This window comes from Verrucosispora sp. TAA-831 (assembly GCF_050780145.1).
Lineage (GTDB): Bacteria > Actinomycetota > Actinomycetes > Mycobacteriales > Micromonosporaceae > Micromonospora.
Map to the genome: position 1 here is coordinate 3,211,545 of NZ_CP192240.1, position 26,087 is coordinate 3,237,631.

General features: G+C 71.4%; 29 protein-coding genes. 14 read left to right on the forward strand and 15 right to left on the reverse strand.

Annotated elements, in window-relative coordinates; genetic code table 11:
* Nucleotides 1–227: 227 nt before the first annotated feature.
* The 3 genes from ACQVFL_RS14485 to ACQVFL_RS14495 all read right to left on the reverse strand — a co-directional run bounded on the left by ACQVFL_RS14485 (nucleotide 228) and on the right by ACQVFL_RS14495 (nucleotide 1,903).
* Nucleotides 228–632, reverse strand: a complete 405-nt coding sequence (locus ACQVFL_RS14485) for a hypothetical protein (protein WP_431729601.1) — start codon at nucleotides 630–632, stop codon at nucleotides 228–230.
* Nucleotides 633–760: 128 nt separating this feature from the next.
* Nucleotides 761–1,096: a nucleotide pyrophosphohydrolase gene (locus ACQVFL_RS14490; RefSeq protein WP_396697719.1), complete on the reverse strand. Its 336-nt coding sequence runs from the start codon at nucleotides 1,094–1,096 to the stop codon at nucleotides 761–763.
* A gap of 111 nt (nucleotides 1,097–1,207) precedes the next feature.
* On the reverse strand, nucleotides 1,208–1,903 hold the full coding sequence (locus ACQVFL_RS14495) for a TMEM175 family protein (RefSeq protein ID WP_431729602.1): 696 nt from the start codon (nucleotides 1,901–1,903) through the stop codon (nucleotides 1,208–1,210).
* Between the two features lie 210 nt (nucleotides 1,904–2,113).
* Here ACQVFL_RS14495 and ACQVFL_RS14500 point away from each other — a divergent pair, with 210 nt between their 5' ends.
* From ACQVFL_RS14500 to ACQVFL_RS14510, 3 genes are all read left to right on the forward strand, one after another.
* Complete coding sequence (locus ACQVFL_RS14500; RefSeq protein ID WP_431729603.1) at nucleotides 2,114–3,730, forward strand: flavin monoamine oxidase family protein; 1,617 nt, start codon at nucleotides 2,114–2,116, stop codon at nucleotides 3,728–3,730.
* Between the two features lie 196 nt (nucleotides 3,731–3,926).
* Complete coding sequence (locus ACQVFL_RS14505) at nucleotides 3,927–5,042, forward strand: WD40/YVTN/BNR-like repeat-containing protein (protein WP_431729604.1); 1,116 nt, start codon at nucleotides 3,927–3,929, stop codon at nucleotides 5,040–5,042.
* Nucleotides 5,039–5,347 carry a MoaD/ThiS family protein gene (locus ACQVFL_RS14510; RefSeq protein ID WP_431729605.1) on the forward strand — a complete coding sequence of 103 codons (309 nt, stop codon included), beginning with the start codon at nucleotides 5,039–5,041 and terminating at the stop codon, nucleotides 5,345–5,347. The genes ACQVFL_RS14505 and ACQVFL_RS14510 overlap by 4 nt, the downstream gene beginning before the upstream one ends.
* 46 nt (nucleotides 5,348–5,393) lie before the next feature.
* Here the strand turns inward: ACQVFL_RS14510 and ACQVFL_RS14515 are convergent, their stop codons facing one another.
* From ACQVFL_RS14515 to ACQVFL_RS14530, 4 genes are read right to left on the reverse strand one after another with little or no spacing between them, the layout of a single operon-like run.
* Nucleotides 5,394–6,020 (reverse strand): response regulator transcription factor, encoded by a 627-nt coding sequence (locus ACQVFL_RS14515; RefSeq protein WP_396697728.1) that lies wholly within the window; start codon nucleotides 6,018–6,020, stop codon nucleotides 5,394–5,396.
* The gene (locus ACQVFL_RS14520) at nucleotides 6,017–7,219 is read right to left on the reverse strand and encodes a sensor histidine kinase (protein ID WP_431729606.1); all 1,203 of its coding nucleotides are present in this window, start codon (nucleotides 7,217–7,219) and stop codon (nucleotides 6,017–6,019) included. The genes ACQVFL_RS14515 and ACQVFL_RS14520 overlap by 4 nt, the downstream gene beginning before the upstream one ends.
* An 11-nt stretch (nucleotides 7,220–7,230) precedes the next feature.
* The gene (locus ACQVFL_RS14525) at nucleotides 7,231–7,674 is read right to left on the reverse strand and encodes an ABA4-like family protein (RefSeq protein WP_431729607.1); all 444 of its coding nucleotides are present in this window, start codon (nucleotides 7,672–7,674) and stop codon (nucleotides 7,231–7,233) included.
* Nucleotides 7,671–8,651, reverse strand: coding sequence for a hypothetical protein (locus tag ACQVFL_RS14530; protein ID WP_431729608.1), 981 nt, complete (start codon nucleotides 8,649–8,651; stop codon nucleotides 7,671–7,673). Before ACQVFL_RS14530 ends, ACQVFL_RS14525 begins: the two co-directional genes overlap by 4 nt.
* 169 nt (nucleotides 8,652–8,820) lie before the next feature.
* Between ACQVFL_RS14530 and ACQVFL_RS14535 the strand changes: the two genes are divergently transcribed.
* Entirely contained in the window at nucleotides 8,821–9,831 is a 1,011-nt protein-coding gene (locus tag ACQVFL_RS14535; protein ID WP_431729609.1) for a CehA/McbA family metallohydrolase, read from the forward strand.
* A gap of 19 nt (nucleotides 9,832–9,850) precedes the next feature.
* Here ACQVFL_RS14535 and ACQVFL_RS14540 read toward each other — a convergent pair whose 3' ends face one another.
* The 5 genes from ACQVFL_RS14540 to ACQVFL_RS14560 all read right to left on the reverse strand — a co-directional run bounded on the left by ACQVFL_RS14540 (nucleotide 9,851) and on the right by ACQVFL_RS14560 (nucleotide 12,760).
* Nucleotides 9,851–10,051: a DUF4926 domain-containing protein gene (locus ACQVFL_RS14540; RefSeq protein WP_396697738.1), complete on the reverse strand. Its 201-nt coding sequence runs from the start codon at nucleotides 10,049–10,051 to the stop codon at nucleotides 9,851–9,853.
* A gap of 3 nt (nucleotides 10,052–10,054) precedes the next feature.
* Complete coding sequence (locus ACQVFL_RS14545) at nucleotides 10,055–11,215, reverse strand: WXG100 family type VII secretion target (RefSeq protein ID WP_431729610.1); 1,161 nt, start codon at nucleotides 11,213–11,215, stop codon at nucleotides 10,055–10,057.
* Nucleotides 11,205–11,531 carry a type VII secretion target gene (locus ACQVFL_RS14550; protein ID WP_431729611.1) on the reverse strand — a complete coding sequence of 109 codons (327 nt, stop codon included), beginning with the start codon at nucleotides 11,529–11,531 and terminating at the stop codon, nucleotides 11,205–11,207. The genes ACQVFL_RS14545 and ACQVFL_RS14550 overlap by 11 nt, the downstream gene beginning before the upstream one ends.
* Nucleotides 11,518–11,919, reverse strand: coding sequence for a YbaB/EbfC family DNA-binding protein (locus ACQVFL_RS14555; protein ID WP_396697744.1), 402 nt, complete (start codon nucleotides 11,917–11,919; stop codon nucleotides 11,518–11,520). Before ACQVFL_RS14555 ends, ACQVFL_RS14550 begins: the two co-directional genes overlap by 14 nt.
* 76 nt (nucleotides 11,920–11,995) lie before the next feature.
* Nucleotides 11,996–12,760: an SDR family oxidoreductase gene (locus ACQVFL_RS14560; RefSeq protein ID WP_431729612.1), complete on the reverse strand. Its 765-nt coding sequence runs from the start codon at nucleotides 12,758–12,760 to the stop codon at nucleotides 11,996–11,998.
* A 155-nt stretch (nucleotides 12,761–12,915) separates the two neighbouring features.
* On the opposite strand from ACQVFL_RS14560, the gene ACQVFL_RS14565 reads away from it, so the two are divergent.
* On the forward strand, nucleotides 12,916–13,800 hold the full coding sequence (locus ACQVFL_RS14565; RefSeq protein ID WP_431729613.1) for a sigma-70 family RNA polymerase sigma factor: 885 nt from the start codon (nucleotides 12,916–12,918) through the stop codon (nucleotides 13,798–13,800).
* A 16-nt stretch (nucleotides 13,801–13,816) separates the two neighbouring features.
* Here the strand turns inward: ACQVFL_RS14565 and ACQVFL_RS14570 are convergent, their stop codons facing one another.
* The 3 genes from ACQVFL_RS14570 to ACQVFL_RS14580 form a co-directional block, all read right to left on the reverse strand.
* On the reverse strand, nucleotides 13,817–14,440 hold the full coding sequence (locus tag ACQVFL_RS14570) for a DUF6518 family protein (protein WP_431729614.1): 624 nt from the start codon (nucleotides 14,438–14,440) through the stop codon (nucleotides 13,817–13,819).
* Between the two features lie 62 nt (nucleotides 14,441–14,502).
* Nucleotides 14,503–15,126 (reverse strand): CG0192-related protein, encoded by a 624-nt coding sequence (locus ACQVFL_RS14575; RefSeq protein ID WP_396697752.1) that lies wholly within the window; start codon nucleotides 15,124–15,126, stop codon nucleotides 14,503–14,505.
* A 42-nt stretch (nucleotides 15,127–15,168) separates the two neighbouring features.
* Nucleotides 15,169–15,942: a FadR/GntR family transcriptional regulator gene (locus ACQVFL_RS14580; protein WP_396697754.1), complete on the reverse strand. Its 774-nt coding sequence runs from the start codon at nucleotides 15,940–15,942 to the stop codon at nucleotides 15,169–15,171.
* Between the two features lie 188 nt (nucleotides 15,943–16,130).
* Between ACQVFL_RS14580 and ACQVFL_RS14585 the strand changes: the two genes are divergently transcribed.
* The 9 genes from ACQVFL_RS14585 (at nucleotide 16,131) to ACQVFL_RS14625 (ending at nucleotide 25,953) form a co-directional block, all read left to right on the forward strand.
* On the forward strand, nucleotides 16,131–17,372 hold the full coding sequence (locus ACQVFL_RS14585) for an ABC transporter substrate-binding protein (RefSeq protein WP_396697756.1): 1,242 nt from the start codon (nucleotides 16,131–16,133) through the stop codon (nucleotides 17,370–17,372).
* A gap of 70 nt (nucleotides 17,373–17,442) precedes the next feature.
* Complete coding sequence (locus ACQVFL_RS14590) at nucleotides 17,443–18,393, forward strand: carbohydrate ABC transporter permease (RefSeq protein WP_350694482.1); 951 nt, start codon at nucleotides 17,443–17,445, stop codon at nucleotides 18,391–18,393.
* Nucleotides 18,390–19,205: a carbohydrate ABC transporter permease gene (locus ACQVFL_RS14595; RefSeq protein WP_396697760.1), complete on the forward strand. Its 816-nt coding sequence runs from the start codon at nucleotides 18,390–18,392 to the stop codon at nucleotides 19,203–19,205. The genes ACQVFL_RS14590 and ACQVFL_RS14595 overlap by 4 nt, the downstream gene beginning before the upstream one ends.
* Nucleotides 19,206–19,212: 7 nt before the next feature.
* Complete coding sequence (dgoD, locus tag ACQVFL_RS14600) at nucleotides 19,213–20,361, forward strand: galactonate dehydratase (RefSeq protein ID WP_350694479.1); 1,149 nt, start codon at nucleotides 19,213–19,215, stop codon at nucleotides 20,359–20,361.
* 2 nt (nucleotides 20,362–20,363) lie between these two features.
* Nucleotides 20,364–20,999: a bifunctional 4-hydroxy-2-oxoglutarate aldolase/2-dehydro-3-deoxy-phosphogluconate aldolase gene (locus ACQVFL_RS14605; protein WP_431729615.1), complete on the forward strand. Its 636-nt coding sequence runs from the start codon at nucleotides 20,364–20,366 to the stop codon at nucleotides 20,997–20,999.
* Nucleotides 21,000–21,143: 144 nt separating this feature from the next.
* Nucleotides 21,144–22,103 carry a sugar kinase gene (locus tag ACQVFL_RS14610; protein WP_431729616.1) on the forward strand — a complete coding sequence of 320 codons (960 nt, stop codon included), beginning with the start codon at nucleotides 21,144–21,146 and terminating at the stop codon, nucleotides 22,101–22,103.
* A gap of 26 nt (nucleotides 22,104–22,129) precedes the next feature.
* A complete protein-coding gene (gene manD, locus ACQVFL_RS14615; protein WP_431729617.1) occupies nucleotides 22,130–23,359 on the forward strand; it encodes a D-mannonate dehydratase ManD in 1,230 nt (409 codons plus the stop codon).
* Nucleotides 23,349–23,915 carry a gluconokinase gene (locus ACQVFL_RS14620; protein ID WP_396697768.1) on the forward strand — a complete coding sequence of 189 codons (567 nt, stop codon included), beginning with the start codon at nucleotides 23,349–23,351 and terminating at the stop codon, nucleotides 23,913–23,915. Before manD ends, ACQVFL_RS14620 begins: the two co-directional genes overlap by 11 nt.
* A 208-nt stretch (nucleotides 23,916–24,123) precedes the next feature.
* Nucleotides 24,124–25,953 carry an AMP-dependent synthetase/ligase gene (locus ACQVFL_RS14625; RefSeq protein ID WP_431729618.1) on the forward strand — a complete coding sequence of 610 codons (1,830 nt, stop codon included), beginning with the start codon at nucleotides 24,124–24,126 and terminating at the stop codon, nucleotides 25,951–25,953.
* Nucleotides 25,954–26,087: the final 134 nt, after the last annotated feature.

Genomic DNA, 26,087 nt, shown 5'->3' on the forward strand with positions numbered 1-26,087 from the left:
ACGACACGATGCCGGACGGGCACAGCGGCCGGTGCTGTCTCTGCCGGCGCTGTCCCTGCTGGCACGGTAGTGGCCTCGGTCGCGAGCCCAGGCCACCGTGTCCGCGTCGGCTGCTGTCGAGCTGACCCGTTCGTGCTATCGGGATGCGGGCTGGCGCTGCGGGGCCCGGACGCACTTGGAAGGCGCATCGCGGTGCCAGATGTCACCGAGCTCGCCGACGCCACCGGTCAGAGGTACTCGCAGTAGTCACCGACCTGCATACCCGGATGCAGGCGCGGTCGGTGGACGTGCTCGACCAGCACCAGTCGGTCGGACCCCTCGTAGGACTCCGCCCGCGACCACTGCTTGAGCTCCACCACCACGTAGGAGTCCTCGTCGGTCTGCGGATGCGTGCCCGCCAGGACCACGTCGACGCGTTTGCTGGTCAGCGGGAGCTGGTACTCGACGAGCATCTCGACCTGGCCGAGTCCGGCATCGACCAGATCCTGGCCGAGCACCGGCAGGCTCCGCTCCCAGGATCTGCGTTCGGCCGTGCTCACGCCACGGCCGATCTGGTCGATGATCCGATCGGCGAGATCGCCGCTGGCGGCGTGACGGAGAAGTCCCTCGGCGGAGGTGCGGAACGCTGACAACACTTGCCCCCGGGCAGCACGAAATGATCGTGCGCATGGGGGGCGTGTCCGGTCGTCGCCGGAAGCCCGTCGTTACGCGCCTGTACGCGCCGGACTTTAGCGGAGAGATCATTTCTCCGCACGCACCGCTACCGCTTCGCCGCCGAACCCTTGGCCTCGCTGACGGGGTAGCGGGTGGCGACCTCGGTGAGCTTGTCCCGGGCGGCGTCCTCCAGATCGATGTCGAGGACGTCCGCGAGTCGCGTCAGGTAGATCATCACGTCGCCGATCTCCGCGCGTACGCGGGCACCCGCCTCGGGGTCGGCCATGACCGCGCTCGCCTGCTCGGGGGTGAGCCACTGGAACTCGGCCAGCAGCTCACCGACCTCGCCCGCGAGGGCCATGGCGAGGTTCTTGGGCGTGTGGAACTGCTGCCAGTCCCGCTCGTCGGCGAAGGCGCGTACCCGCTCGGTCAGGTCGTTCACCGAGGCATGCTCTCACGGCCGACCGCACGAGACCCGGACGCTGTTCATCTCTTCGCGCAATCAGGACACCGCTACGGGTGCTCTTGCGCCAGACGGCGCCGGTCAGGTCAGTCATGCCGCATCTCCCCGCTGAGCCTTTGCCGGCGCGGGCTCGGGGCTACGACCGGTGAGTCGGGCGGCGATGGCCTGCGCCAAGGGTAGGCCGACGAGCACCAGCAGGCCGGCGGTCGGCGAGGCGAGCGCGGTCAGGGTGGCGGCGGCGAAGGTCACGCTGAGCGCGACCGGCGCGGCCAGGGTCCGGGTGCTCGGCTGACTCTTCGGGGCGCGCAGGTGGGGGTGGCGGTCGACCCACCATGCCTGGGTCAGTGCGAGAAGGCTGATGAGCAGCATGTTGCTGAGGTAGAGGACCGCCGAGTCGGTGCGCAGGTGTGTCTCGACGAAGAGTCGCGCGGTGGGAAACGGCAGGAAGACCACTGCCATCAGCCATGCCGTGTTGAGCAGGACGAGAGGCTCGTCGTAGTCGACGAGTTGTTCGTAGAGGTGCCGGTGGGTTCGCCAGAACAACGCGATGACCAGGAACGACACCGCGAAGGAGAGGATGTCTCCGAGGTGCGCGGCGAACAGTTCGGCCACGGACTGCCGAGCCGTGCTCGCGTCGGCGAAGTTGACCAGGGGGAGCGCCAGCAGGGTCAGCGCGATCGCCACGGCCCCGTCGGTGAAGGCGGCGGTCCGTTGGAGGGTGCGCTGACGCCGTTCCCGGAAGTCGGGAACCTGCCGTGGGCCGGCGCAGCCGGCGTCCTCGTTCATGCCCTGATTGTGGCGAATCGGACACCCCTCGGCTTCGTACTTCCTCGCCTTTCCGGTGGCGGCAGCGCGGACACGCTGTTCGGTCCCGTGGCAGAGCGCGGACACGCTTGGTGTGTGCGAGCGCGCTGACCGGTCGGGCGGGTGTTACCGATGGGCTACGTCGATGAAACACGCCGCTGAGATCGTCGTCCATCGATCGAGGAGGCGGCGATGACGACACCCACCACGCGGCGGCAGTTTCTCCAGGCGGTTGGGGTCTCCGGCGGTGCCGGGGTGCTCTACGGGACGATGGGCGCGCTCGGACTGGCCCCCGCCGCGCAGGCGGCGCCGCCGTTCCGCGCCCCGAACCGGTCGGACTTCACGCTGACCGGCCGGTCGGCGAAGTCCGTCGTCGTGCTCGGCGCGGGCATCGCCGGACTGACCACGGCGTACGAGTTGGGCAAGGCGGGTTACCGGGTGACCGTGTTGGAGGCGCGCACCCGCCCAGGTGGGCGTAACTGGACGGTGCGCGGTGGCACCAGCGAGACCGACCTGGACGGGCACACCCAGCGCGCCCGGTTCACCGGCGGGCAGTACATGAACGCCGGTCCGGCGCGGATCGCCCAGCACATGGTGACCATGGACTACTGCCGGGAACTGGGTGTGCCGGTCGAGATCTTCGGCAACCAGAACGCGGACGGTTACTACTACAACGAGAACGTCGGCCCGCTCTCCGGCACCCCGATCCGGCACCGCGAGGCGAAGGCGGACGTCTACGGGTACGTCTCCGAACTGCTCGCCAAGGCCGCCGACCAGGGCGCGCTCGACGGGCACCTCACCGCCGACGACAAGGAACGGCTGTTGGAGTTCCTGCGCGGGTTCGGCGCGATCGGCGGCCGGGTGGCGGGCGACCCGGCGACGAGTTGGCGGTATGCGGGCACCAACCGCCGTGGCTACCAGGTGGAGCCGGGCGCCGGCAACGAGGCGGGTACGCCGAAACTCACCCCGCACTCCCTGTCGGACGTGCTGGCCAGTGGGGTCGGCCGGTACTTCTCCTTCGAGTTCGGCTACGACCAGGCGATGCTGATGTTCCAACCGGTCGGCGGGATGGACCGTATCGCGTACGCCCTGGAGCAGGCCGTGGGGCGCGGACGCATCACCTACGACGCCGAGGTGCGGTCCATCTCGAACACCGGCTCCGGTGTCTCCGTCGTCCACGCCGGACCCGGCGGGCGGGTGCGGACCGTCACCGCGGACTTCTGCGTCTGTACCATCCCACCGCCGGTGCTGGCGCGGATCCCGTCGAACCTGTCGCAGCCGGTCCGGGACGCACTCGGCTACGCGGTGCCGACCGCCACCGGCAAGATCGGCTTGCAGTACCGGCGGCGCTGGTGGGAGCAGGACGAGAACATCTACGCCGGCATCACCAACACCAACCTGGACCTGTCCGCGATCTGGTATCCGTCGTACGGCTACCACGGTGCGAAGGGCCTGGTCATCGGCTATTACAACATCGGTGCCAACGCCCAGGCGTACGCCGCCCTGCCGCCCGCCGAGCGGGAGGCCCGCGCCGTCGCCCAGGGCGTGAAGATCCACGGCGAGGCGTACCGCAGCGAGCTGGAGACGTCGTTCTCGGTGGCCTGGGAACGGACCCGCCACAGCGAGGGCGGCTGGATGTCCTGGCCCTCGCGGACCAGCGGCGGGCACTACGGGCGCCTGCTGGAGCCGGACGGCCGGGTCTACTTCGCCGGTGACCACCTCAGCCACTACATCGCCTGGCAGGCCGGTGCCTTCGAGTCGGCCCGCAAGGTGGTGTCCGACCTGCACGCCCGGGTGATGTCGGGCTGAGGGACGTCTCCCGCAGTGTTCGACCCCGCTCACGTCGCCCGCCGGGCGGAACTTGTCGTACCCGACGAGTATGACCGTCAGTGGACGGTACCGGCGTGGCAATCGGGGTTCATCGGACACGACAGGAGAATGACGACATGGCCACACGACAACGAACAAGACACCGGGTCGGTACGGCGCGCCGGGGAGAGCCGCGATGACCGGTGTACGGGTGCTGGTCGGCACCCGCAAGGGCGCGTTCGTGCTCACCTCGGACGGTCGACGCGCCGACTGGACGGTCGACGGGCCGCACTTCGGCGGCTGGGAGATCTTCCACCTCACCGGTTCCCCGGCCGACCCGGACCGGCTCTACGCCTCACAGTCCGGCGGCTGGTTCGGGCAGTTGATCCAGCGCTCCGACGACGGCGGCAAGACGTGGACCACCGTCGGCAACGACTTCGCCTACACCGGCGAGGTCGGCGAGCACCTCTGGTACGACGGCACGCCACGCCCGTGGGAGTTCAAGCGGATCTGGCACCTGGAGCCGTCCCGCGACGACCCGGACACGGTCTACGCCGGTGCCGAGGACGCCGCCCTCTACGTCTCCGGCGACGGCGGCCAGAAGTGGACCGAGCTGACCGCCTTGCGGACCCACCGGACCGGTCCGTCGTGGCAGCCCGGCGCGGGCGGACTCTGCCTGCACACGATCATCCTGGATCCGGTGCACCCGGGCCGGATCTACACCGCCATCTCGGCGGCGGGTGCGTTCCGCAGCGACGACTCGGGCGCGAGCTGGCTGCCGATCAACAAGGGACTGCGGTCGGGGGAGATCCCGGACACCGACGCCGAGGTGGGCCACTGCGTCCACCACATCACCCAGCACCCGTCGCGGCCGGACACGCTGTTCATGCAGAAGCACTGGGACGTGATGCGCAGCGACGACGCCGGTGCGAACTGGCGTGAGATCAGCGGCGACCTGCCGTCGGACTTCGGGTTCCCGATCGCGGTGCACGCCCACGAGCCGGAGACGATCTACGTCGTGCCGATCAAGAGCGACTCCGAGCACTACCCGCCGGAGGGGCGGTTGCGGGTCTACCGCAGCCGCACCGGCGGCGACGAGTGGGAGCCGCTGACCGACGGGCTGCCGCAGTCCGACTGCTACGTCCACGTCCTGCGCGACGCGATGGCGGTCGACACCCTCGACGAGTGCGGCATCTACGTCGGCACCACCGGCGGGCAGGTCTACCACTCGGCGAACGGCGGCGACACCTGGGCGCCGATCGTCCGGGACCTGCCACCGGTGCTCTCCGTGGAAGTCCAGGTGTTGCCGTGATCCGGGTCGTCCTCCCGGCCCACCTGAAGACCCTCGCCAAGGTCACCGGCGAGGTACGCCTGGCGGTGGCCGGTCCGGCCGGCGGACCGGCCACTCAGCGTCTGGTGTTGGACGCGTTGGAGGCGCGTTACCCGATGCTGCTCGGCACCATCCGGGACCGGCACAGCGGCAAGCGTCGGGCCTTCGTCCGCTTCTACGCCTGCGGGGAGGACCTCTCCAACTCATCGCCCGACGCACCGCTGCCCGAGGCGGTGCTCACCGGCGTGGAGCCGTACATCGTCCTGGGGGCGATGGCCGGGGGATAGCCGGCCTCCGCGATGGCCGGGGGGACAGCCGGGCTCACAGCCGGGCTCACAGCCCTCGGGCGAACAGCGCCAGCCGGACCCGGTTGGGACTGCCGGTTTTGGTCATCAGGCTGGTGATGTGGGTCTTCACCGTGGTCACACCGATGTGCAGGCGCTCGCCGATCTCCGCGTTGGACAGGCCCTCCGCGACCAGGTCCAGCACGTCCTGCTCCCGGGTGGTCAGGCCGTCGACCGGTGTCGGTGTCTCGGCGCGGGCGTGCACCGCCCGGGTCACCAGGCGTCGCAGCACGTCCTGGCTGAACGGGCTGTCGCCGACGGCGGCCCGCCGGACGCCGTCGAGTAGGTCGGTGGGCGGCGCGTCCTTGAGCAGGAACCCGCAGGCACCGGCGGTGAGCGCCGGATAGAGGTGGTCGTCGTCGCCGAAGGTGGTCAGCACCAGCACCCGGGTGGCGGGCCGGTCGGCCAGGATGCGGCTGGTCGCGGTGATCCCGTCGACGCCGGGCATGCGCAGGTCCATCACCACCACGTCGGGCACCAGCCGTGCGGCCATCGTGATCGCCTCGCGGCCGTTGTCGGCCTCACCGACCACCTCGATGTCGGGTTGCGCGTCGCAGAGCATGCGCAACCCGGCGCGGATCAGATGCTGGTCGTCCACCAGCAGTACCCGGATCATGATGCCTCCCTCGCCCGCGGCACGTCACGGTCCGCTGTGGCGGGCAGGATCGTCCGGACCCGCCAGCCGCCGTCGGTCGGCCCTACCTCCAGGTGGCCGCCGAGGACCGCGACCCGTTCCCGCATCCCGGTGATGCCGTGGCCGCCGCCCGCCGGGACCGCCGTCGGGACCGCGCCGCGCCCGTTGTCCGTCACCTCCAGGTGCACCGCGCCGTCGACCACGGTGACGGACAGCCGGGCCAGCGCGGCGGCACCGGCGTGCTTGGCGACGTTGGTCAGCGACTCCTGGGTCAGGCGCAGCACCGCCAGCCCCCGCACCGCGTCGAGTGACGCGACCGCCGGGTCGACCTCCGCCTCCACCGTCACCCCGGCCTGACGGGCCCGGTCCACCGCCGCGCCGATGGCCGCCGGTACCGCCGACGGTTCGATCGCGGTGAGTGCCGCGTCGCCGCGTACGCCGTCCGGGTCGCGCAGCACCGCGACCAGCCGGCGCAGGTCGGCCAGGGCGGCGCTGCCGGTACCGTGCACGTCGTCGAACACCTCGTTCACCCGTGGATCCAGGTCGGTCAGCACGTGCCGGGCCACCCCGACCCGCAGCACCATCGACGCCACGTGGTGCGCGACGACGTCGTGCAGTTCCCGCGCGATGGCGCTGCGCTCGTCGGCCCGTGCGGCGCGGCTCTCCGACTCGCGTCGCCGCTGCTCCTCCTCGGCTCGTTGCTGCGCCTGCCGACCCAGCTCCTGCGTGGTCCGGATGACCAGGCCCAGCAGCACCGGCACGCCGACGTCCACCAACAGCCCGGACGCCCCGGCGAGAAGCCACTCGACCGGATCGCCCCGCACGCCGGTCAGGTCGACCAGGGCCAACAGGCCGGCGCCCCACCAGACGGTGCGGGTCCGGCGCGCCCGCACGGTCAGTTCCAGCAACGCCCACCCGGCGCCCACCTGGTTGATCATCACGTCGTCGATGGCGTGGATCGCGACCGCCAACAGCGCCACCTGCACCAGCAGGTTGCCCACCAGTCGGCGGAACAGCAGCAGCCCGGCGGTGAACGCGGCCACCGCGAGGACCAACTGTGTGGTGGTGGGCGTACCGGCGTGCAGCCCACCGAAGGAGAGGTAGAAGACGCCCGCGATGATGACCAGGACCATCCGCACGCGGGCGTCCCGCGCGTCGAACAAGCGTCCCAGCCATCCCACGGTGACCAAGCCTAGGCCCTGCCGTCCGACGGCGAGATCGGCCGCGTCCAGCGGGTACGCACCGCCAGGTAGACGGCCAGCCCGATCGGCCCGAGCAGGATCGTCGACACCAGCACCGGTGCCATGACCAGCGTGGGCATCCGCCGTTCCCGGCTGTCCAGCCACGCCCACCTCCCGACGAAGAGGTCGAACGCGATCATGTGCGCCCAGGCCGCCGCCGCGCCGTCGTCGGTGCCCAGCAGGTCGCGGATGCCCTCCAGGGTCGGCGAGGCCACCGCCGGCAGCACGTCGCCCAGCGCCGGGAGCACCAGCACCGCATAGACCACCAGGACCGGTGCCACGATCAGCGGCGAGGCGATGATCCGACTGGTCACGGGCCAGCGCGGCAGCAGGATCATCAGCACCCAGAAGGGCGCGGCCAGCGCGAACGTCAGCGTGAACAGCGCGCCGGTCACACCGTCACCTCGACCCGCGCCGCGTCGGCCTGCTCCCGGCTGCCGTCGACGGGCGTGGTCACCGGCTCGGGTCGACGTCGCCGCACGAGCACCGCACCGACCGCCAGCACGGTCGCGACCAGCAGCGCCGCGGCGGCGCCCAGGGTCAGCGCGTCCGGGCCCAGCAGCGGCTGTCCGCGCAGCGCCTGCCAGGTCAGGAGCAGAGTCCCCGCGCCGTACGCCGTACCGGCGACCACCAGCAGCCGCACCTGGTCACGCTGATCCAGCCGCCCGCTGCGCAACCGGCCCAGCAGCAGGGCCAGGGCCGGCAGCACCTGCAACGCGTGCATGCCCACGAAGTGCGGGATCCGCAGGTCCCCACCGGTGGTGCTCCAGCCCACGATCGGCAATCCGGGTCCACCGTCCGGCACGCCGACACTGTGCGCCCCGGCGATCCCCGCGACAGCCGATTCCGCGCCGGTCATCGTCATCGGGATCGCGGCCAGCATGCCGAGCAGCGTCAGACCCAGACCCAACCCCACCGCGTACCGGCCGACCCGGTCGGCGATCGGTCGCCGCAGCACCGCCACACCGATGACCATGTGCGCGACCATCAGCACGTTGATCGCTATCCCCATCGCCTGCCAGAGGGCGGCGTTCAGCGGGCTGCTCACGTTGAAGTGGCTGGTGGTGCCCCGCAGCACCTGCCCGACGATGATCGCCATTTCCACCACCCCCATGGCGACGATGACGGTGCCGGCCCATTCCGCGACCCGGCTGCGCCGGGGCAGCAGCGTGAGCATCCAGGCCAGGGTGGCGCCGTACAGCATCAACGACACGGAGAACTTCAACGGCTTGAGCCAGATCGGCGCGCCGGTCAGGACCCGGGGATCGGCGAAGACACCGACGGCGCAGACGACGGCGAGGACCGCCATCGCCGAGACGAAGACCAGCAGGGGACGGTGCCAGGGTGCCCGCAGGGGCAGCACGGAAGTCATGTCCTGATGCTGTTCGGGCGGCGACCGGGAAGCGCCCGACCAGCGGTCCCACCTGCGGCCGTCGGTCCGAGCGCCGTCTCCTACCCAGGTCGGAGGTGCCGGCCGTACCTCGGGCCCGGGCCGGGGGAGTGCCCCCTGGTTCGGACGCCATCCGCGTACGCTGCCGAGCATGGTCGACCGACCGGACGCCGCACCCCGCTTTCCGGGCCTACGGGCGACGGGCCGGGGTCCGGCCTGGTACCGGGGCGACTGTCACCTGCACTCGGTGCTCTCGCACGGGGCGGAGCTGACCGTGCCGCAGCTCGCGACGGCGGCCCGCGCGCTCGGGCTGGACTTCGTCGCGACCACCGAACACGACACCGTCCGTGGTCACCCGGAGTGGGCCCCGCCCCACTCCGGCGACGACCTGCTGGTGATCCTCGGTCAGGAGGTCACCACCCGCACCGGCCACTGGCTGGCCCTCGGGCTCCCGCCGGAGCAGCAGGTCGACTCGGGCTACGGCATCCGCGACGACACCGTCGAGCGCCACCTGCACCGGGTACGTGACGCGGGTGGACTGTGCGTGCTGGCCCACCCGTACGCGCCGTACCCCTCGGGGACGTCGGCCTACCCGTACCGCTGGTTCGACGCGGTGGAGGTGTGGAACGGTCGCTGGTCCTCGGACCTGCCGTGGAACGCCGACAACGAGGCTGCCCTGGCCGAGTGGGGGCGCACCCTCGCCCACGAGGTCCACCGGGGACGCTGGCGTCCGGCGGTCGGCAACAGCGACACGCACCTCGCCGGCCAGCTCGGCACACCGCACACCGTGGTGTTCGCGGCGGATCTGAGCACCGAGGCGATCCTCGCCGGCCTTCGCCAGGGCCGGAGCTGGCTCGCCGAGTCGACCGGCGTCCACCTTGCGGTCGAGGCGTCGACCGCCGCCCGCGTCGCCGCCGTCGGCCAACACCTACCCACCGGCGGCGAGCAGGTCACGGTACGCGTCGAGGTCTCCGGCGTACCCTCCGGTGTCGTCACCCTGCACACCGAACGCGGCACGGTGCACCGCGCGGCGCTGTCCTCCGCCGGAACGGGTACGACCCGGTGGCACACCACGGCGGGCGAGGCCGGCTACGTCCGCGTCGAGGTCCGCCACCCCACCCGCCAGATGGCCGCCCTCACCAACCCCATCATCCTGACCTGAGGCACTCCGCTCCCAGCGGTCAGGAGGGGGCGTGGATCGGGCGGATCTGATCGTCGGTCAAGGTGACCATGCTTGTCGTCCTTCCGTCCGAGTCAGCGAACTCCACCTCGTACGCGACCGGGGCGTGAGCGAAGACGTGCACGATCGTGCCGACCGCCCCCGGCGCCAGATTCTCGTCCGGGATGGCCTCTCGCAACTCGACCACGTCGTACAGGTTCAACGGTCAGCCTTCTTTCGGCGGGAACGAGATGGTCACCATGCGAGGCGTGGAGGTACCGCTCTCAAGTATCCACGCGGTCCGGACGATGATCGTTCCTTCCGGACCGGACAGTGGTAGGTCGACGCTCCACCGCTCGCCGAACTGATCTGATTTTCCCCGCAGCGGGCTGCTGGCACGGACACCGTCTCTGACCTGCTGAAGGATCGACTCTGCGTCGTCAGGGCCCAACCCGGTGGCGGAGTTGATGACCCGGTACTTGTTCTTGCCCACGGGGTGGTCCGGATTCATGGCGTAGGCAGTGATCTTCTTCGGGTCGATGTCCGGACTCCTGAAATCGGGCTGGTGGAGATCTCGGGACGTGTTGGTCGGCTTGGGATCGTCTGGCACGTGAGGTGCTGGAGGCTCTCGGCGAAGGCGGTCCAGGGCGCGCTTGAGGTGGTCGATGAGGTTGGCGAGGCGGCGGACGTGGGGGATGATCGCCCGGAGGCTGTTCAGTAGGCCGCGCAGCAGTTTGGCGATTCGGGCTGCCCAGGACGCGACCAGTGTGGTGACCTGTTCGACCACCAGTGGGGTGGCCAGTCCGGCGGTGGCGACGAGTTCGGCGGCGTACACGGTGAGGCGGGAGACGCAGGTGGCGATGGCGTCGCGGACCAGCAGTCGGACGGCGGCGACCAGTCCGGCGGTGCCCTCGGTGATGGCGGCCATCGTCTCGGCGCCCCGGGCCAGACCGATGACGGCTTGGTGCTGTTGGGCGGCCCAGGTCCGGTAGGCGCGCCCGGCGCTGCCGTCCCAGGCGCTGACCTGGGTGCGGACGGCGTCGGTGAGCCCGGTGGCCTCGGCGTGCAGTGACGCGGCGGCGTTACGCCAGGTCTGGGCGTGCGCGGTGATCTGTGCGGGGTCGCCCGCGAGCCAGTCCAGGGCCTCACTGAGCGGTTTGACGTGCTCGATGAGCCAGGCGACGCCGTACTGGAGGAGGGCGCCGACCGGGTCGGAGACGAAGGCGAGGGCGTCCAGGCCGGCGCTGACCACGCCGAGGCTGCCGTCGATCCAGCTTCCCTCGCGTACCCCCTTGGCGATGAGCTCGATGTCCTCGCAGATCCAGACACCGGCCCAGGCGCTGGGCGCGCCCTGCGCCGGGGCGGCGACGAGGGGGTTACCGGTCACGCCGTTCCCGCAGGCTGTCGAGTCGGTGCCGGGCCCGTGCGTCGGCCGCCCGGTAGCGGTCGGCGCCGGTGCGCAGGCGGGTGGCGGTGTCGCGGACCGAGGTGGTGGCGGTCCCGATCCCGTCGACCAGGACGCGGTGCAGGCCGTCGAGCAGCGTCGGCATGATCGCACAGAGTCGCCCGTACGCGTCGGTGCCGAGCCGGACCTGCTGCCCGGCCCGGCGGGCGGTGTCGAGGGTGTCGGCGTGCCGGTGGAGGCGCGCCGCGTGGGTGGTCAGGTCGTCGGGGTCGACCCGGAGCGGGTCATCGGTCGGCATCCGGGTGCCCTCGCCCGTCGCCCAGCCGCCGCCGGTAGGAGTCGACGACGGCCCGTCCCGTGGGGTCGTCGGCACCGACGGTCTCGTGGGCCGTCGCGGTCACGCGGCGCAGCAGGTCCGCGTGGGCGGCGCGGGTGGTGGTCATGATCAGGCGCGCGGTGTGGGCGGCGGAGTTCTGCCGTACGCGTTCGTCCAGTCGCAGGTCGACCAGCAGCCCGGCCGAGTCGACGATGGCGGTGACGGTGCGGTCCGGGCTGTGCGCGGTGCCGGTGAGCGCCGCGACCCGGCCCGCCAGCGACTGGGCCCGCCGCGCCCGGTCGGCGACGGCGGACTCCCACTCGTCGAGGCGGCGCTGCGCCGCGTCCAGCGCCGCCTCGTCCGCCCACACGCGACCCTCCCCAAGGGACACCACCGCAGATCGCCGCCACGTTACCAACCGGTGGCGCTGCGTGCTGCCCCACGCGCTAGCGGGCGGTGACCCGTTCGGCGAGGAACGCCTCCCAGGTCCGGGTGCCGACGCTCGCGCCGTGCAGCGTCAGGTTCGCCCCGTCGCGGTAGGCGCGTCCCGCCTCGCCGGGCAGGCGGACCGGCAGGGTGAACCGCCGTTTCCTGCTGGCCCGCAGGTAGCCACGGATCAGTTCCCCGGTGGTGTGCACCTGGGGGCCGACGATGTCGGGCATCAGGCCCGCCGGGGTGCCCAGGGTCAGTTCGGCGAGCCGGGCGGCGACCTCGCGGCCGTCCACCGGCTGCAACCGCAGACCGGGCAGCGGCACCACCGGCAGGGCGGTCAGCTTCTGCGCCATGCTCAGCACCAGGTCGTGGAGCTGCGCGGCCCGCAGCACGGTCCAGGGCAGGCCGCAGCCGCCGATCGCCTCCTCGGCGTGCAGCTTGGTCCGCATCCAGGCGAGCGGGAGGCGGTCCGCGCCGACGACGGAGACGAGGACCAGATGCCGCACGTCCGCCTGCCGGGCGGCGTCGACCAGGTTCCGGGCCAGGACGTCGTCGCCCTTCGCGCCGCCGGCCAGGTGCAGCACCGTGTCGACGCCGCGTACCGCCCGCTGCACGCCCTCGCCGGTGCTCAGGTCGGCCCGGACCTGTTCGATTCCGTGGGCGGCGCGGCCACCTCGCCGGCTCAGCACGCGTACCGGCCGGCCGGCGTCGCGCAGCAGCGGGGTGACCAGGCGGCCCAGGGTGCCGGTACCGCCGGTGACCAGGATCGGTGGGTTCATTCGTCTCTCCCTGCGTCGCGCCGCCCGTCGTGCGGTCGGCTACCGTTCGTGGCTTCACCGGGTCGACCCCGTCCGGACGCCGGTGGTGACCGGTCGACGTCACATCGGTGGGCCCGGCGGGGTCGGGTGGGGTGGGACCCGGAGGAGGGCGAACGATGATCGAGTCCGACTGGCTGGCCGCGCGGTTCGAGGAGCAGCGGTCGCACCTGCGGGCGGTGGCGTACCGGATGCTCGGCTCCCTGGGAGAGGCCGACGACGCCGTGCAGGAGGCGTGGCTGCGGCTGGCCCGCATGGACGCCGCCGCGCTGGACAACCTGCCCGCGTGGCTGACCACGGTGGTCGCGCGGGTCTGTCTGAACGCCCTGCGGACCCGTCGGCGTCGTGGTGAGGAGCCGCTCGACGCCCGGGTTCCCGATCCGTTGGTCAGCCCGGAGGGCACCGACGATCCGGAGCACGCCGCGGTGCTGGCCGATTCGGTCGGGCTGGCGCTGCTGGTGGTGCTCGACACGCTCGGCCCGGCGGAGCGGCTGGCGTTCGTCCTGCACGACATGTTCGCGGTGCCGTTCGACGAGATCGCGCCGATGATCGACCGGACACCGACGGCCACGCGTCAACTGGCCAGCCGGGCGCGCCGCCGGGTACGCGGGCAGTCGCCGGTGCCGGACGCCGATCTCGCCCGTCAGCGTGCGGTGGTCGACGCGTTCCTGAGCGCGGCCCGGGACGGTGACTTCGACGCGTTGGTCGGCGTGCTGCACCCGGAGGTGGTGCTGCGGTCGGACGGCGGTGCCGGTCGCGCCCGGTTCACCACCGTGATCAGAGGTGCCGCCACCGTCGCCGCCGAGGCCACCTCGTTCGGCCGGTTCTCGCCGTTCGCCCGACCGGCGCTGGTCAACGGCACGGCCGGGGTGGTGGTGACCGCCGCCGGTCGACCGTTGTCGGTGATGGCCTTCACCGTCGCGGGCGGGCGGATCGCCGAGATCGACGTGATCGCCGATCCGGACCGCCTGGACGTGCTGGACCTTGCCGCGTTCACCGACTGACCGGGTGAGCGGGCGGTCAGCCGAAGCCCGCCAGCCGGAACGCCACGAACCCGGCCAGCGCCAGCGGCACGGCCGTGGCCAGCGCGACCAGCCGCTGCCGGGCGGTGCGGCCGACCAGGACCACGACCAGCACGCCGAGCACCGCGTTGATCAGGGCGTTCCAGAGCGGTTCGATCCCGTAGCTCGGATGGTCGATCCGTCGCGCCTGGAGTAGCGCCTCGGCGAACAGCACGGCGGCGGGCGGCGCCGTCCCGGTCACCTGCCGCCATCCCGACCCGCGTGCCCAGACCCCGCCGACACCGAAGATCACTCCGGCCAGGACTCCGAACGTCATCCAGATCAGCGAGGTGGTCGCCCACAGCACCGCCCAGTCGTCGCCCTGCACGAGCGCCGCCGCGACGTAGTAGCTGGGCACCGCGACGACGAGCCCGACGGCGGCACCGACGGCCGCGCGGACCGGACCACGGCGGACCCAGAGCCCGACGGCGAACGCGGCCACCGCCCATACCGCGCTGGAGTTGCCCAGGTTGGCGAAGGGGTACGGCACGTACTTGATCCACACGAAGTCGAGGAAGCCGAGCAGGAAGCCGCCGAGCACGGCGACGAGTGCCACGCGTCGGTGGTCGGGGGCGGGTCGCATGGCGAGGAAGCATACCCGGTATGCAGCAGCCCGCCCCGGGTGGGAAGTGGTGCGGGCGGTGGTCAGCGCGGCACGGCGTACGCCAGTGGCGCGCTGACGTCGTCCCAGGTGCCGATCAACGCGACCCCGGAGGCCGTCGCGCCCGAACCCGGGCGGCGGACCACGGCCAGTTCGACGCCGTCCGTGGCGATGACGGCCAGGTCGCCGTCCGCGACCGACCGCACCGCGCCGACCGGGGGCGCCTCGGATGCCGGTGCGTCGCTGGCGATCTCCATGTTCGGCGGTCGGACCTGCCGCTCGCCGTCCTCCTCGAAGTACTCCTCGGCCTGACCGGTGTCGGCGAGCACCGCGTCGGCCAGCGCCGCCACGTACACCGGGTCGCCGCAGGCGTCGTAGACCCACCGTCGGCCCAACGCCGAGTGCTCCATCGTGCCGACCAGCCACTCCTCCGCACCGGCCAGCGGCTCGCCACGGTAGGTGAGCGGCACCTGGTGCACCGGGCCGGTTCCGGCGCGTACCAGCAGCGTCTCGATCCCGACCTCGCCCGCCGGGTCGTCGAACCGGTACGCGCCCACGCGTACCACCTCGGCGTCGGCGTCCCCGCGATACCAGACGCGGCCGGGCAGCCACGTCGCCAACAGTTCCAGTTTGGTGGGGCGCAGTTCCGCCCGGTGCAGCAACGCCATGCCCGCATCGTACGGACGCCCGCTCCGCCGATCGTGGCGGGATCAGGCCGGCTCGGGGGCGGGCTCGGCGGGATGCCCCTGCTCCCAGATCGAGGACATCTCCTCGAACGCGTGCTCCATGATCTGCACCATCGCCTCGCGCGCGGTCTCGCCGTCGTGGCGCTGGATCGACTGGGCGACGTCCGCGTGCAGTTGCAGTGCCTGCTCGTGGGGGTAGTGCGGCATCAGGTGGTAGTGGTGGCGTCCGATCAGGACCTCGGCGACCAGATCCTGGAGCTTGACGAACATCTCGTTGCCGGAGGCGCGGAGCACCCGCTGGTGGAACTCGATGTCGAGGTCGAGGAAGCGCTTCTCGTCCCCGGCCTTGCCGGCGGCCCACAGCTTGGCGGCGAGGCCGACCAGGTCGCTGGCCTCGTCGTGGTCGACCCGGTGGGCGGCGAGCCAGGCGGCGTGCGGCTCCACCGCGGTCCGCAGCTCGGTGATCGACCGGATCTGCGCGATGCGGCCGACGGAGGCGAGTCGCCAGCGGATCACCTGGGGATCGAAGACGTTCCAGTGGTGGGCCGGACGGATCATGACACCGACCCGGCGGCGGGTCTCGATGAAGCCCATCGACGCCAGCACCCGGAGGACCTCCCGGATCACCGAGCGGGACACGGCGTAGCGGTCCACCAGGTCGTCGATGTTGAGCACCGCTCCGGAGGTCAGCTCACCGCCGCAGATGGCCGTACCGAGGTGGTCGAGGACACGGCCGTGCAGACCGTTCTCGGTCCGGGTGGTTTGGGCGGGTGTCACCCCGGGTGAGGGAACCTTCACGGCTCGGATCATATCAGTTGGGTCTCCCCCTTGTATAAGTCTGCTTTTTCGGCCTAACATCCGGACGTTAAGCGGATGTAACAGCCCGAGGTCGCGCCCGTCCCCCCGAGGCGTCGGCCAGGACAGAAGGAGAGACGGACGTGGGACGTCGATCAATAGTTGGGACATCTCTGGCGGTCGTGGCCGCCATGACCCTCTCCGCCTGTGGCGGTGGCGGTGAGGACAGCGGCGCGTCGGACACCGTGCGCGTGACGTTGGTCAACCACGTCTGGACCGAGAACATCCGGAAGGCGCTGCCCGAGTTCGAGCAGCAGACCGGCCTCAAGGTCGAGGTCACCCAGCTCGGCGAGGACCAGCTGTCGGACCAGTACAACGTGAAGCTCAACGCCGGCTCGAACGACATCGACGTGATGATGTACCGGCCGTTGCAGGAAGGCCGGCTGTTCGCCAAGAACGGGTACCTGGCCGACCTGACCGACAAGGCCAAGGACAGCGCGGACTTCGACTTCGCCGACTTCCAGGACGCCCCGGTGAGCGCCACCACCTACGAGGAGAAGGTGGTGGGCATCCCGATCATCACCGAGCAGCAGGTGCTCTACTACCGCAAGGACCTGCTGGAGAAGTCCGGCTTCAGCGCCCCGCCGCAGACGCTCGACGAACTGAAGGCGCAGGCGACCAAGATCCAGGCGGACAACCCGGGCGTGGCCGGCTTCGTGGCCCGGACCGGTAAGGCCGCCGCCGTCACCCAGTTCTCCAGCTTCCTCTACAGCTTCGGCGGCGACTTCGTCGACGAGGCGGGCAACTCCGCCGTCAACAGCGCGGCCGCCAAGCAGGCGTACGCCTTCTACGGCGGGCTGCTGCGCGAGCAGGGTCCGGCCAACATCAGCACCGACATGAGCTGGTCCGAGGCGATGGCCATCTTCACCCAGGGCCAGGCCGCCTTCTACCCCGAGGCCAACTCGCTCTACGCGAACGCCACCGACCCGAGCAAGTCGCGGGTCTCCGAGAACGTCGGGTTCGCGCCGTTCCCGGCCGGTCCCGCCGGCTCCAAGCCGTACAACATCCCCTCGTGGGGCCTCGCGATCAACGAGGCCTCGGGCAACCAGACCAACGCCTGGAAGTTCATCGAGTGGGCGGCCGGCAAGGAGCAGTCGCTGGAGCAGCAGAAGGCCGGTACCCCCGGCGCCCGCGCCTCCGTCTTCGAGAACCCGGAGGGCACCTCGACCTACCCGGAGGACATGGCGCAGGCGATCACCGTGAGCCTCGCCAACGGCGTGGGTCACGACCGGCCCGTGGTCGAGCGCGTGGCGCAGGCCCGGGAGATCGTCGGTCAGCCGATCGTGGACGCCATCACCGGTCGGGACGCCGCCGCCTCGGCGGACACCGCCCACGAGGCGTTCCAGAAGTTCCTGGACGACGAGGCCCGCTAGGTCCGAGCGCGGGGGTGGTGGGGCCGATCGCCCCGCCACCCCCGCCCGGCCTTCCCATCACGGAGATCTGATGTCAGCAGTCAGCGCCCCCGAGCGGGCGACCAGTAGCGCCTCTGTCATGCCCGACACGCCCGGTTGGGCGCGTTGGGCCAACGACCATCGCAAGTGGCTCTTCGCGGCCCCGGCCATGGCCTTTGTCGCCGCGCTGATCATCTTTCCGCTCGCCTGGACGGCGTACCTCAGCCTCACCGACTCCTCGGGGTCGGTCCGCGCCGAGTCGGAGTTCATCGGTTTCCGGAACTACGTCGACGTCCTCACCGACACCGACCGGTTCTGGCCCGCCGTCGCGCGTACCGGTGCCTTCACCGGCGTCGCGTTGCTCGTCGAGGTCGTGCTCGGCATGGCGATCGCGCTGTTGCTGTGGCGGCCGTTCCGGGGCGAGAAGTGGGTCCGCGTCGCCATCCTGCTGCCGCTGGTGGCCACCCCGGTCGCGGTCGGCATGATGTGGCGGCTCATCTTCGACCCGAACATCGGTCTGGCCAACCAGGCGCTCGGCTGGGTCGGCATCGGCCCGCAGCCCTGGCTCGCCGGTCAGCACACCGCGTTGCCCACCACGATCTTCATCGACATCTGGCAGTGGACGCCGATGGTCGTGCTGATCCTGCTCGCCGGACTCACCTCGCTCTCCGACGAGCCGCAGGAAGCCGCGATGATCGACGGCGCCAGCGCCTGGCAGCGCTTCCGGCACGTCACCCTGCCGCTGCTGATGCCCACCGTGATCGTCGCGGTGCTGCTGCGCGGTATCGACGCGCTGAAGACCTTCGACATCCTGTACGCCACCAAGGGGCGCGGCGGCGGTTCGTTCAACGAGGTCGAGACGCTCAACGTGTACGCGTACGGGCTGAGCTTCGACTACAACGAGTACGGCCTCTCGTCGACCGTGTTGATCCTGTTCTTCCTGCTCATCATCGCCCTGATGTGGGTCCTCACCGCGCGCAAGAAGAAGGAGGAGGGCCGATGAAACCGGGTAAGGGTTTCAAGATCTTCCGGGTGGTCGCGCTGGCCGTCGTGGTGCTGTCGCTGGTGGCGCCGCTGATCTGGATGGTCGCCGCGTCGTTCAAGACCAACGTCGACATCTACGACTCCAGCAAGGCGCTGGTCTTCACGCCCACGCTGGACAACTACAACACGGTCCTGCAACAGGCCAACTACGTCCAGTTCATCGTCAACAGCCTCTGGGTGGCGTTCGCGGCGACGACGCTGTCGTTGCTGCTGGGCGTGCCGGCGGCGTACTCGATGAGCCGCTTCAACATGAAGAAGTCGGCACTGGTCGTGCTGATGGCCCGGATCATCCCCGGCGTCTCGCTGCTGGTGCCGTGGTACTACGTCTTCTCGAACCTGCGCATGGTCGGCGGGTTCAGCGTGCTGATCCTGAGCCACATGTTCGTCTCGCTGCCGCTCATCGTCTACATCATGATGGGCTACTTCGACGGCCTGCCGGAGGAGTTGGAGGAGGCGGCGCTGGTCGACGGGCTGACCCCGATCGGCGCGTTCCGGCGGATCACCCTGCCGCTGTCCGTCCCGGGCATCGCCACCGCCGGCATCCTGTCCTTCATCTTCTCCTGGAACAACTTCATGTTCGCGCTGGTGCTCTCCGGTGCGAGCACGAAGACCCTGCCGGTGGCGATCTTCGACTTCGTCGGGTACGCCAGCATCGACTGGGGCGGCCTGATGGCGGCGACCACGGTGGTCACCCTGCCGATCATGCTGATCGCCCTGTTCGTGCAGAAGTACGTGGTCTCCGGTCTCACCGCCGGTGCGACGAAGGGCTGACGCGATCATGACCACCATTGCCCGTGTCGAGACGTTCCTCGTCGCCCCCCGCTGGCTGTTCGTGCGGGTGGAGACCACCGACGGCATCGTCGGCTGGGGCGAGGCCACCTGCGAGGGCCGCTCGGAGACCGTCCGCACCGCCGTCGAGCAGCTCTCCGAGCTGCTCGTCGGGCAGGACGCGCTGCGCATCGAGGACCACTGGCAGGTGATGACCAAGGGCTCCTTCTATCGCGGCGGGGCGATCCTGGCCAGCGCCGTGGCCGGACTCGACCAGGCGCTCTGGGACATCGCCGGCAAGCGGTACGGTGCGCCCGTGCACCAGTTGCTCGGTGGGCCCGTCCGGGACCGGATCCGGGTCTACGGCTGGGTCGGCGGTGACGAGCCGAACGAGGTCCGGGACCACATCGCCGCACGGGTCGAGTCCGGTCTGACCGCGGTCAAGATGAACGCGTCCGGGCGGATGAGCCCGCTCGCCTCCGTCGCCGAACTCGACGCGGTGGTGCAGCGGGTCGCCGCCGCCCGGGAGGTGCTCGGGGACGAGCGGGACGTGGCGGTCGACTTCCACGGCCGGTTCACCCTGGCCAACGCCCGTCGGGTCGCACCGCTGCTGGAGCCGTTCCGGCCGCTGTTCCTGGAGGAGCCGGTGGTGCCGGAGAACTCGCACCTGATCGGCGAGTTCGTCCGCTCCACCAGCACGCCGGTCTCCACCGGGGAGCGGCTGTACAACCGGCAGGAGTTCCTGCCGGTGCTCCAGGCCGGTATCGCGGTGGCCCAGCCGGACCTCGCGCACGCCGGTGGCATCACCGAGGTACGCAAGATCGCGGCGCTGGCCGAGACGTTCGACGTGCAGCTCGCCCCGCACTGCCCGCTCGGGCCGATCGCGCTGGCCGCCTGCCTCCAGGTCGGCTTCGCCACGCCGAACTACCTGATCCAGGAGCAGAGCATCGGCATCCACTACAACCTCGGGGCCGAGGTGCTGGACTACTGCGTCGACCAGCAGCCGCTGACCTTCGTCGACGGGTACGTGCAGCGACTGACCGCACCGGGGCTGGGCATCGAGATCGACGAGCAGGCGGTGCGGGCGGCCGACAAGCGCGGCCACGCCTGGCGCAGCCCGATGTTCCGGCACCCCGACGGCTCGTACGCGGAGTGGTGAGGATGACCTTCGACCTGACCGCCGAACTCACCCGCTCCCGGGTGCTGGCCATCATCCGGGGCACCGACACCGCCGCCGCCGTCGCCGCCGGCACCGCCCTGCTGGCCGAGGGCGTACGCGCGGTGGAGGTGGCCCTGACCACCCCGAACGCGCTCGATGCCATCGCGGCCATCCGGGCCGACGCCCCGGCCGACACGTTCGTCGGCGCCGGCACGGTGCTCACCGGGGCCGACGTCGCGGACGTGGCGGCGGCCGGCGCGCAGTTCGTGGTGACGCCGGCCGTGGTCGAGTCGATCGCCGAGGCGGCCCGGCGGGGCCTGCCGGTCGCGGCCGGCGCACTGACCCCCACCGAGGCGTACACGGCGGTGCGCTCGGGGGCGAGCGTGGTCAAGCTCTTCCCGGCCTCGGTCGGTGGACCCGGGTACCTCAGGGCGCTCCGCGACCCGTTCCCGGACATCCCGTTCGTCGCGGTCGGCGGGGTCGGACTGGCCGAGATGCCCGCCTACCTGGCGGTCGGCGCGATCGCGGTCGGCGTCGGCGGCCCGCTGGTGGGCGACGCCGCCTCCGGCGGCGACCTCGACGCCCTGCGCGACCGCGCCCGCCGCTACCTCGACGCGGTGCGGGAACTGCGGCCATGAGCGAGCGTCAGCGAGTGAATCATCGTGTTCTGGTGTCTCATGGTGGCGCGCAGCGCAGCGGAGTGACGGCATGAGCGAGCGTCAGCGAGTGAATCATCGTGTTCTGGTGTCTCATGGTGGCGCGCAGCGCAGCGGAGCGACGGCATGAGCGAGCGTCGGCGGGATCTGCTCACGGTCGGTGAGGCGCTGGTGTCGTTGCGGTCGTCCGGCCCGTTGGCGGCCGGTGGACCGTTGACCATGCACCTGGCCGGTGCCGAGTCCAACGTGGCCATCGGCGTGGCGCGGCTCGGTCACCGGGCGGCCTGGGCGGGCCGGGTCAGCGACGACGAGCTGGGCGAGTTCGTGCTGCGGCAGTTGCGGGCCGAGGGCGTCGACACCGCCGACGTCCGGCGGGACCCGCAGCGCCCGCCCGGGGTGATGTTCCTGGAGCGGCGGACCGCCGACGTGTCCCGGGTGCGTTACCTGCGGGCCGGTTCGGCGGGCTCGGCGCTCGACGTCGACGACCTGCGCGCGCCGCTCGCCGCCGGTGCCCGCCTGCTGCACCTGAGCGGGATCACCCCGGCCCTGTCCGAGGGCGCGCGGGCCGCGGTGAGCTGGGCGGTCCGCACCGCGGCCGAGTCCGGCATCGCGGTCAGCCTGGACGTCAACTACCGGGCCGGCCTCTGGTCCCGGGAGCAGGCCCGGGCGACCCTGACCCCGCTGGCCGGGTACGCCTCGGTCGTGGTGGCCTCCACCGACGAGCTGGACCTGGTCGCCGAGGCCGGGGCCGACGAGCGCGGTGCCGCCGCCGACCTGCTGCGGCGGGGAGTGTCGACGGTGCTGGTCAAGCTCGGTGCCGACGGCGTCCGTGCGTACACCGTGGATGGTGTGCAGCACGTGCCGGCGGTGCCGGTCACCGCCGTCGACACCGTCGGTGCCGGTGACGCGTTCACCGCCGGCTATCTCTCCGGGCACCTGGACGGGCTGGACCTGACCGACCGGCTCCGGCGCGCGGTGGCGCTCGGGGCGTTCGCGGTCGCCGGACACGGCGACTGGGAGGGCCTACCCCGCCGCGACGAGTTGTCCCTGATCACCGGCAGCGCTGCCGGCACCACCCTTCGCTGAGCATCACCTGCGAGAAAGGCACCCTCGTGAAGATCGTCGCTGCAGACGTCATCGTCTCCAGTCCGGACCGCAACTTCGTCACCTTGAAGATCACAACCGAGGATGGCATCACCGGCCTGGGCGACGGCACACTCAACGGGCGTGAACTCTCGGTCGCCTCGTACCTGCGCGACCACGTCGTCCCGCTGCTGATCGGCCGGGACGCGCACCGCATCGAGGACGCCTGGCAGTTCCTCTACCGCTCGGCGTACTGGCGGCGGGGACCGGTGACCATGGCCGCCATCGCCGCAGTCGACGTGGCGCTCTGGGACATCAAGGCCAAGGCCGCCGGGATGCCGCTCTACCAGCTCCTCGGTGGCGCGTCCCGGACCGGCATCATGGCGTACGGGCACGCCTCCGGGCGGGACCTGCCGGAGCTGTTCGACTCGATCCGCGCGCACCTCGACCAGGGCTACCGGTCGATCCGGGTGCAGACGTCGGTGCCCGGCATCAACGCCGTGTACGGAGTCGCCGCGCAGCCCAGCACCGGCGGCAAGCGCTACGACTACGAGCCGGCCCAGCGCACCCCGCTGCCGGCCGAGGAGGACTGGGACACCCGGGCGTACCTGCGGCACCTGCCCGGCGTCTTCGAGGCGGTCCGCAGTGAGTTCGGTCCGGAGCTGCCGCTGCTGCACGACGGCCACCACCGGATGACCCCGATCCAGGCCGCCAAGCTGGGCAAGGCGCTGGAGCCGTACGACCTGTTCTGGCTGGAGGACTGCACCCCGGCGGAGAACCAGGAGGCGTTGCGGCTGGTGCGCCACCACACCACCACCCCGCTGGCCATCGGCGAGATCTTCAACACCGTGTGGGACTACCAGACCCTGATCCGGGAGCAGCTCATCGACTACGTGCGCTCCGCCGTCACCCACACCGGTGGCATCACGGCGATGCGCAAGCTGCTCGACTTCGCCGCGCAGTACCAGATCAAGTCCGGCATCCACGGCCCCACCGACATCTCGCCGGTCGGCATGGCCGCCGCACTGCACCTCGACCTGGCCATCCACAACTTCGGCATCCAGGAGTACATGCGGCACGGCCCGCTCACCAACGAGGTGTTCCGCCAGTCGTTCACCTTCGCCGACGGCTACCTGCACCCGGGCGAGCAGCCGGGCATCGGCGTGGAACTGGACGAGGAGGCCGCCGCGCGGTACCCGTACCAGCCGGCCTACCTGCCGTTCAACCGGCTGTCGGACGGCACGGTCCATGACTGGTGACCCGTCGACCCGGCACATCGTGGTGATGGGGGTGTCGGGCGCGGGCAAGACGACCGTGGCCCGGGGCGTCGCCGCGCTCACCGGGCTGGTGTTCGCCGAGGCCGACGAGTTCCACTCCGAGGCCAACGTGGCGCGGATGCGGGCGGGCGTACCCCTGGACGACGACGCCCGCTGGCCGTGGCTGCGGGCTCTCGCCGGGTGGATGGCCGACCGGCACCGGGAGGGCGTGTCGACGGTGCTGGCCTGCTCGGCGTTGAAACGCTCCTACCGGGACGTGCTGCGGCAGGGCCCGCCGAGCGTCGACTTCCTGCACCTGGACGGGCCGACCGAGACGATCCGGCAACGGATGTCGCTGCGGGCCGACCACTATATGCCGGCGAGCCTGCTGGACTCGCAGACCGCGACGCTGGAACCGCTCTGGCGGGACGAGCGTGGCGTGGTGCTCGACCTGCAACTCACCACCGGGGAACTGATCGAGGCGGCGGTGCGGCGACTCGGGCTGCCGGTGCGTGACCTGGCCGCCGGCGTACCCGCGGTGGCCGAGCCTCCGGCGTAGCCCGCCGGACGGCGCGTGGGGGGCGGTGGTCCCGGCTTGTCCCGGCCGGGCCACCGCCGTCCGCGTTCCCTCGAATCGATCGCCGGGCGGCGGGGTGCGGCCTAGCACGTGCCGGACGGCACGGGACGGGTTCTCGCGTTCCCGGGACCGGGCTCGGACCGCCCGGTCACCATCAGCCGGACGGGGACTCGACGGCAGGTGGGCGCGCGTGCGGGAGACAGCGGTTGATCCGATCGTCGGCGGCGAGGACGGCAGCCTGGCCGACCGGGTGTGGCGCAACGCGGCCGAGGACCCGGACGCCGTCCAGTTCGTACGCCCCGATCCCGACCCACGGTCCTGGCCGGTGCGGCGCTCCGGGCGCGGTGGCCCGCTGCCGGTGACCTGCCGGCAGTTCCGCGACGACGTGCTGGCGCTGGCCCGGGGCCTCCTCGCGGTCGGCATCGCGCACGGCGACCGGGTGGGGCTGCTCAGCCGGACCCGGTACGAGTGGACCGTGGTCGACTACGCGCTCTGGTCCATCGGCGCGGTCACCGTGCCGATCTACGACACCTCATCCAGCGACCAGATCCGGTGGATCCTCGGCGACTCCGGCGCGGTCGGCTGCGTGGTGGAGACCGCCGACCACGCCGCCACGGTGACCGGCCTGCGGCCGGACCTGCCCGAGCTGCGGCAGACCTGGCGCATCGACGCCGGTGACCTGATCACGTTGACCGCCCGGGGGCGCGCCGTCGACGCCGACGAGGTGGACCGTCGGCGCGCCGCGGTGACCGGCCGGGACATCGCCACGATCGTCTACACCAGCGGCACCACCGGCGCGCCGAAGGGCTGCGTGCTGACCCACCGCAACATCTCCACCGACGTCGGCAACGCCACCGCCGTGCTGCCCGAACTGCTGCACCCCGGCGCGTCGACGCTGCTGTTCCTGCCGCTGGCGCACGCCTTCGCCCGGCTGATCCAGATCGGCATGGTGCACACCCGGGCCACCATGGTGCACAGCGCGGACATGTCCGGGGTGCTCGACCAGCTCCGCCGCTTCCGGCCCACGTTCATCCTCACCGTGCCCCGCATGTTCGAGAAGATGTACGACCAGGCCCGGCAGGCGGCGCAGGACGGCCACCGGGGCGCGCTGTTCACCCTCGCCGAGAAGGTGGCCGTACGGTACAGCCGAGCCCTGGACCACCCGGGCGGGCCCGGACTGCCGCTGCGCCTGGCCCACCTGGTGTTCGACCTCGTCGGGTACCGCCGGCTGCGGGCCACCCTCGGCGGGCGGTGCCGGATGGCGATCGTCGGCGGGGCACCGCTGGGGGAGCGGCTCGGACACTTCTTCCGGGGCGCGGGTATCACCGTGCTGGAGGGGTACGGACTGACCGAGACCTCCCCGGCCCTCGCCGCCAACCTGCCGACCGCGATCCGGATCGGTACGGTCGGTCGGCCGCTGCCCGGGGTGCGCGTCCGCATCGCCGACGACGGGGAGATCCACGTCCGCAGCGAGGTGGTGTTCCCGGGGTACTGGAACAATCCCGAGGCCACCCGGGAGGCGAAGACCCCCGACGGGTGGCTGCGCACCGGTGACCTCGGTCGGCTCGACGACGACGGTTTCCTGCGCATCACCGGCCGCACGAAGGAGATCATGGTGACTGCGGCGGGCAAGAACGTCGCGCCCGCGCCGATCGAGGAACTCATCCGCGCGCACCCCCTGGTCAGCCAGTCGATGCTGGTCGGCGACGGGCGTCCTTACGTGGGCGCGCTGGTCACCGTCGACCCGCAGGCGTGGCTGCGGTGGCGGGAGAGCCACGGGCACTCCGGTGCCTCGTTGGCGTCCCTGCGCGACGATCCGCACCTGCGCGGGGAGATCCAGCACGCCGTCGACAGGGCCAACCGCACGGTGTCCCGCGCCGAACAGGTCAAGACCTTCCGCATCCTGGCCCGAGACCTGACCGAGGACGACGGCGAACTGACCCCCACCCTCAAGATCAAGAGAAGCGCCGTCGAGTCCCACTTCGCCGACGACATAGCCGCCCTCTACCCCAAGCCCTAACCCCCCCACCCCCACCCCACCCCACCCCCCACCCCCCACCCCCTCGCCGGGTTGATCAAGGAGTTTGGGTCCCGATCCACGAGGAAACGGGACTCAAACTTCTTGATCAACCCGGCGACGAGGTGGGGGGGTGT

What these genes read in the sequence shown, in the direction of transcription:
- ACQVFL_RS14495 (WP_431729602.1), bottom strand. Translation starts at nt 1,903, where the DNA reads ATGAACGAGGACGCCGGCTGCGCCGGCCCACGGCAGGTTCCCGACTTC.
- ACQVFL_RS14500 (WP_431729603.1), top strand. Translation starts at nt 2,114, where the DNA reads ATGACGACACCCACCACGCGGCGGCAGTTTCTCCAGGCGGTTGGGGTC.
- ACQVFL_RS14505 (WP_431729604.1), top strand. Translation starts at nt 3,927, where the DNA reads ATGACCGGTGTACGGGTGCTGGTCGGCACCCGCAAGGGCGCGTTCGTG.
- ACQVFL_RS14515 (WP_396697728.1), bottom strand. Translation starts at nt 6,020, where the DNA reads ATGATCCGGGTACTGCTGGTGGACGACCAGCATCTGATCCGCGCCGGG.
- ACQVFL_RS14530 (WP_431729608.1), bottom strand. Translation starts at nt 8,651, where the DNA reads ATGACTTCCGTGCTGCCCCTGCGGGCACCCTGGCACCGTCCCCTGCTG.
- ACQVFL_RS14535 (WP_431729609.1), top strand. Translation starts at nt 8,821, where the DNA reads ATGGTCGACCGACCGGACGCCGCACCCCGCTTTCCGGGCCTACGGGCG.
- ACQVFL_RS14550 (WP_431729611.1), bottom strand. Translation starts at nt 11,531, where the DNA reads ATGCCGACCGATGACCCGCTCCGGGTCGACCCCGACGACCTGACCACC.
- ACQVFL_RS14560 (WP_431729612.1), bottom strand. Translation starts at nt 12,760, where the DNA reads ATGAACCCACCGATCCTGGTCACCGGCGGTACCGGCACCCTGGGCCGC.
- ACQVFL_RS14565 (WP_431729613.1), top strand. Translation starts at nt 12,916, where the DNA reads ATGATCGAGTCCGACTGGCTGGCCGCGCGGTTCGAGGAGCAGCGGTCG.
- ACQVFL_RS14570 (WP_431729614.1), bottom strand. Translation starts at nt 14,440, where the DNA reads ATGCGACCCGCCCCCGACCACCGACGCGTGGCACTCGTCGCCGTGCTC.
- ACQVFL_RS14575 (WP_396697752.1), bottom strand. Translation starts at nt 15,126, where the DNA reads ATGGCGTTGCTGCACCGGGCGGAACTGCGCCCCACCAAACTGGAACTG.
- ACQVFL_RS14585 (WP_396697756.1), top strand. Translation starts at nt 16,131, where the DNA reads ATGACCCTCTCCGCCTGTGGCGGTGGCGGTGAGGACAGCGGCGCGTCG.
- ACQVFL_RS14590 (WP_350694482.1), top strand. Translation starts at nt 17,443, where the DNA reads ATGTCAGCAGTCAGCGCCCCCGAGCGGGCGACCAGTAGCGCCTCTGTC.
- ACQVFL_RS14595 (WP_396697760.1), top strand. Translation starts at nt 18,390, where the DNA reads ATGAAACCGGGTAAGGGTTTCAAGATCTTCCGGGTGGTCGCGCTGGCC.
- dgoD (WP_350694479.1), top strand. Translation starts at nt 19,213, where the DNA reads ATGACCACCATTGCCCGTGTCGAGACGTTCCTCGTCGCCCCCCGCTGG.
- ACQVFL_RS14605 (WP_431729615.1), top strand. Translation starts at nt 20,364, where the DNA reads ATGACCTTCGACCTGACCGCCGAACTCACCCGCTCCCGGGTGCTGGCC.
- ACQVFL_RS14610 (WP_431729616.1), top strand. Translation starts at nt 21,144, where the DNA reads ATGAGCGAGCGTCGGCGGGATCTGCTCACGGTCGGTGAGGCGCTGGTG.
- ACQVFL_RS14620 (WP_396697768.1), top strand. Translation starts at nt 23,349, where the DNA reads ATGACTGGTGACCCGTCGACCCGGCACATCGTGGTGATGGGGGTGTCG.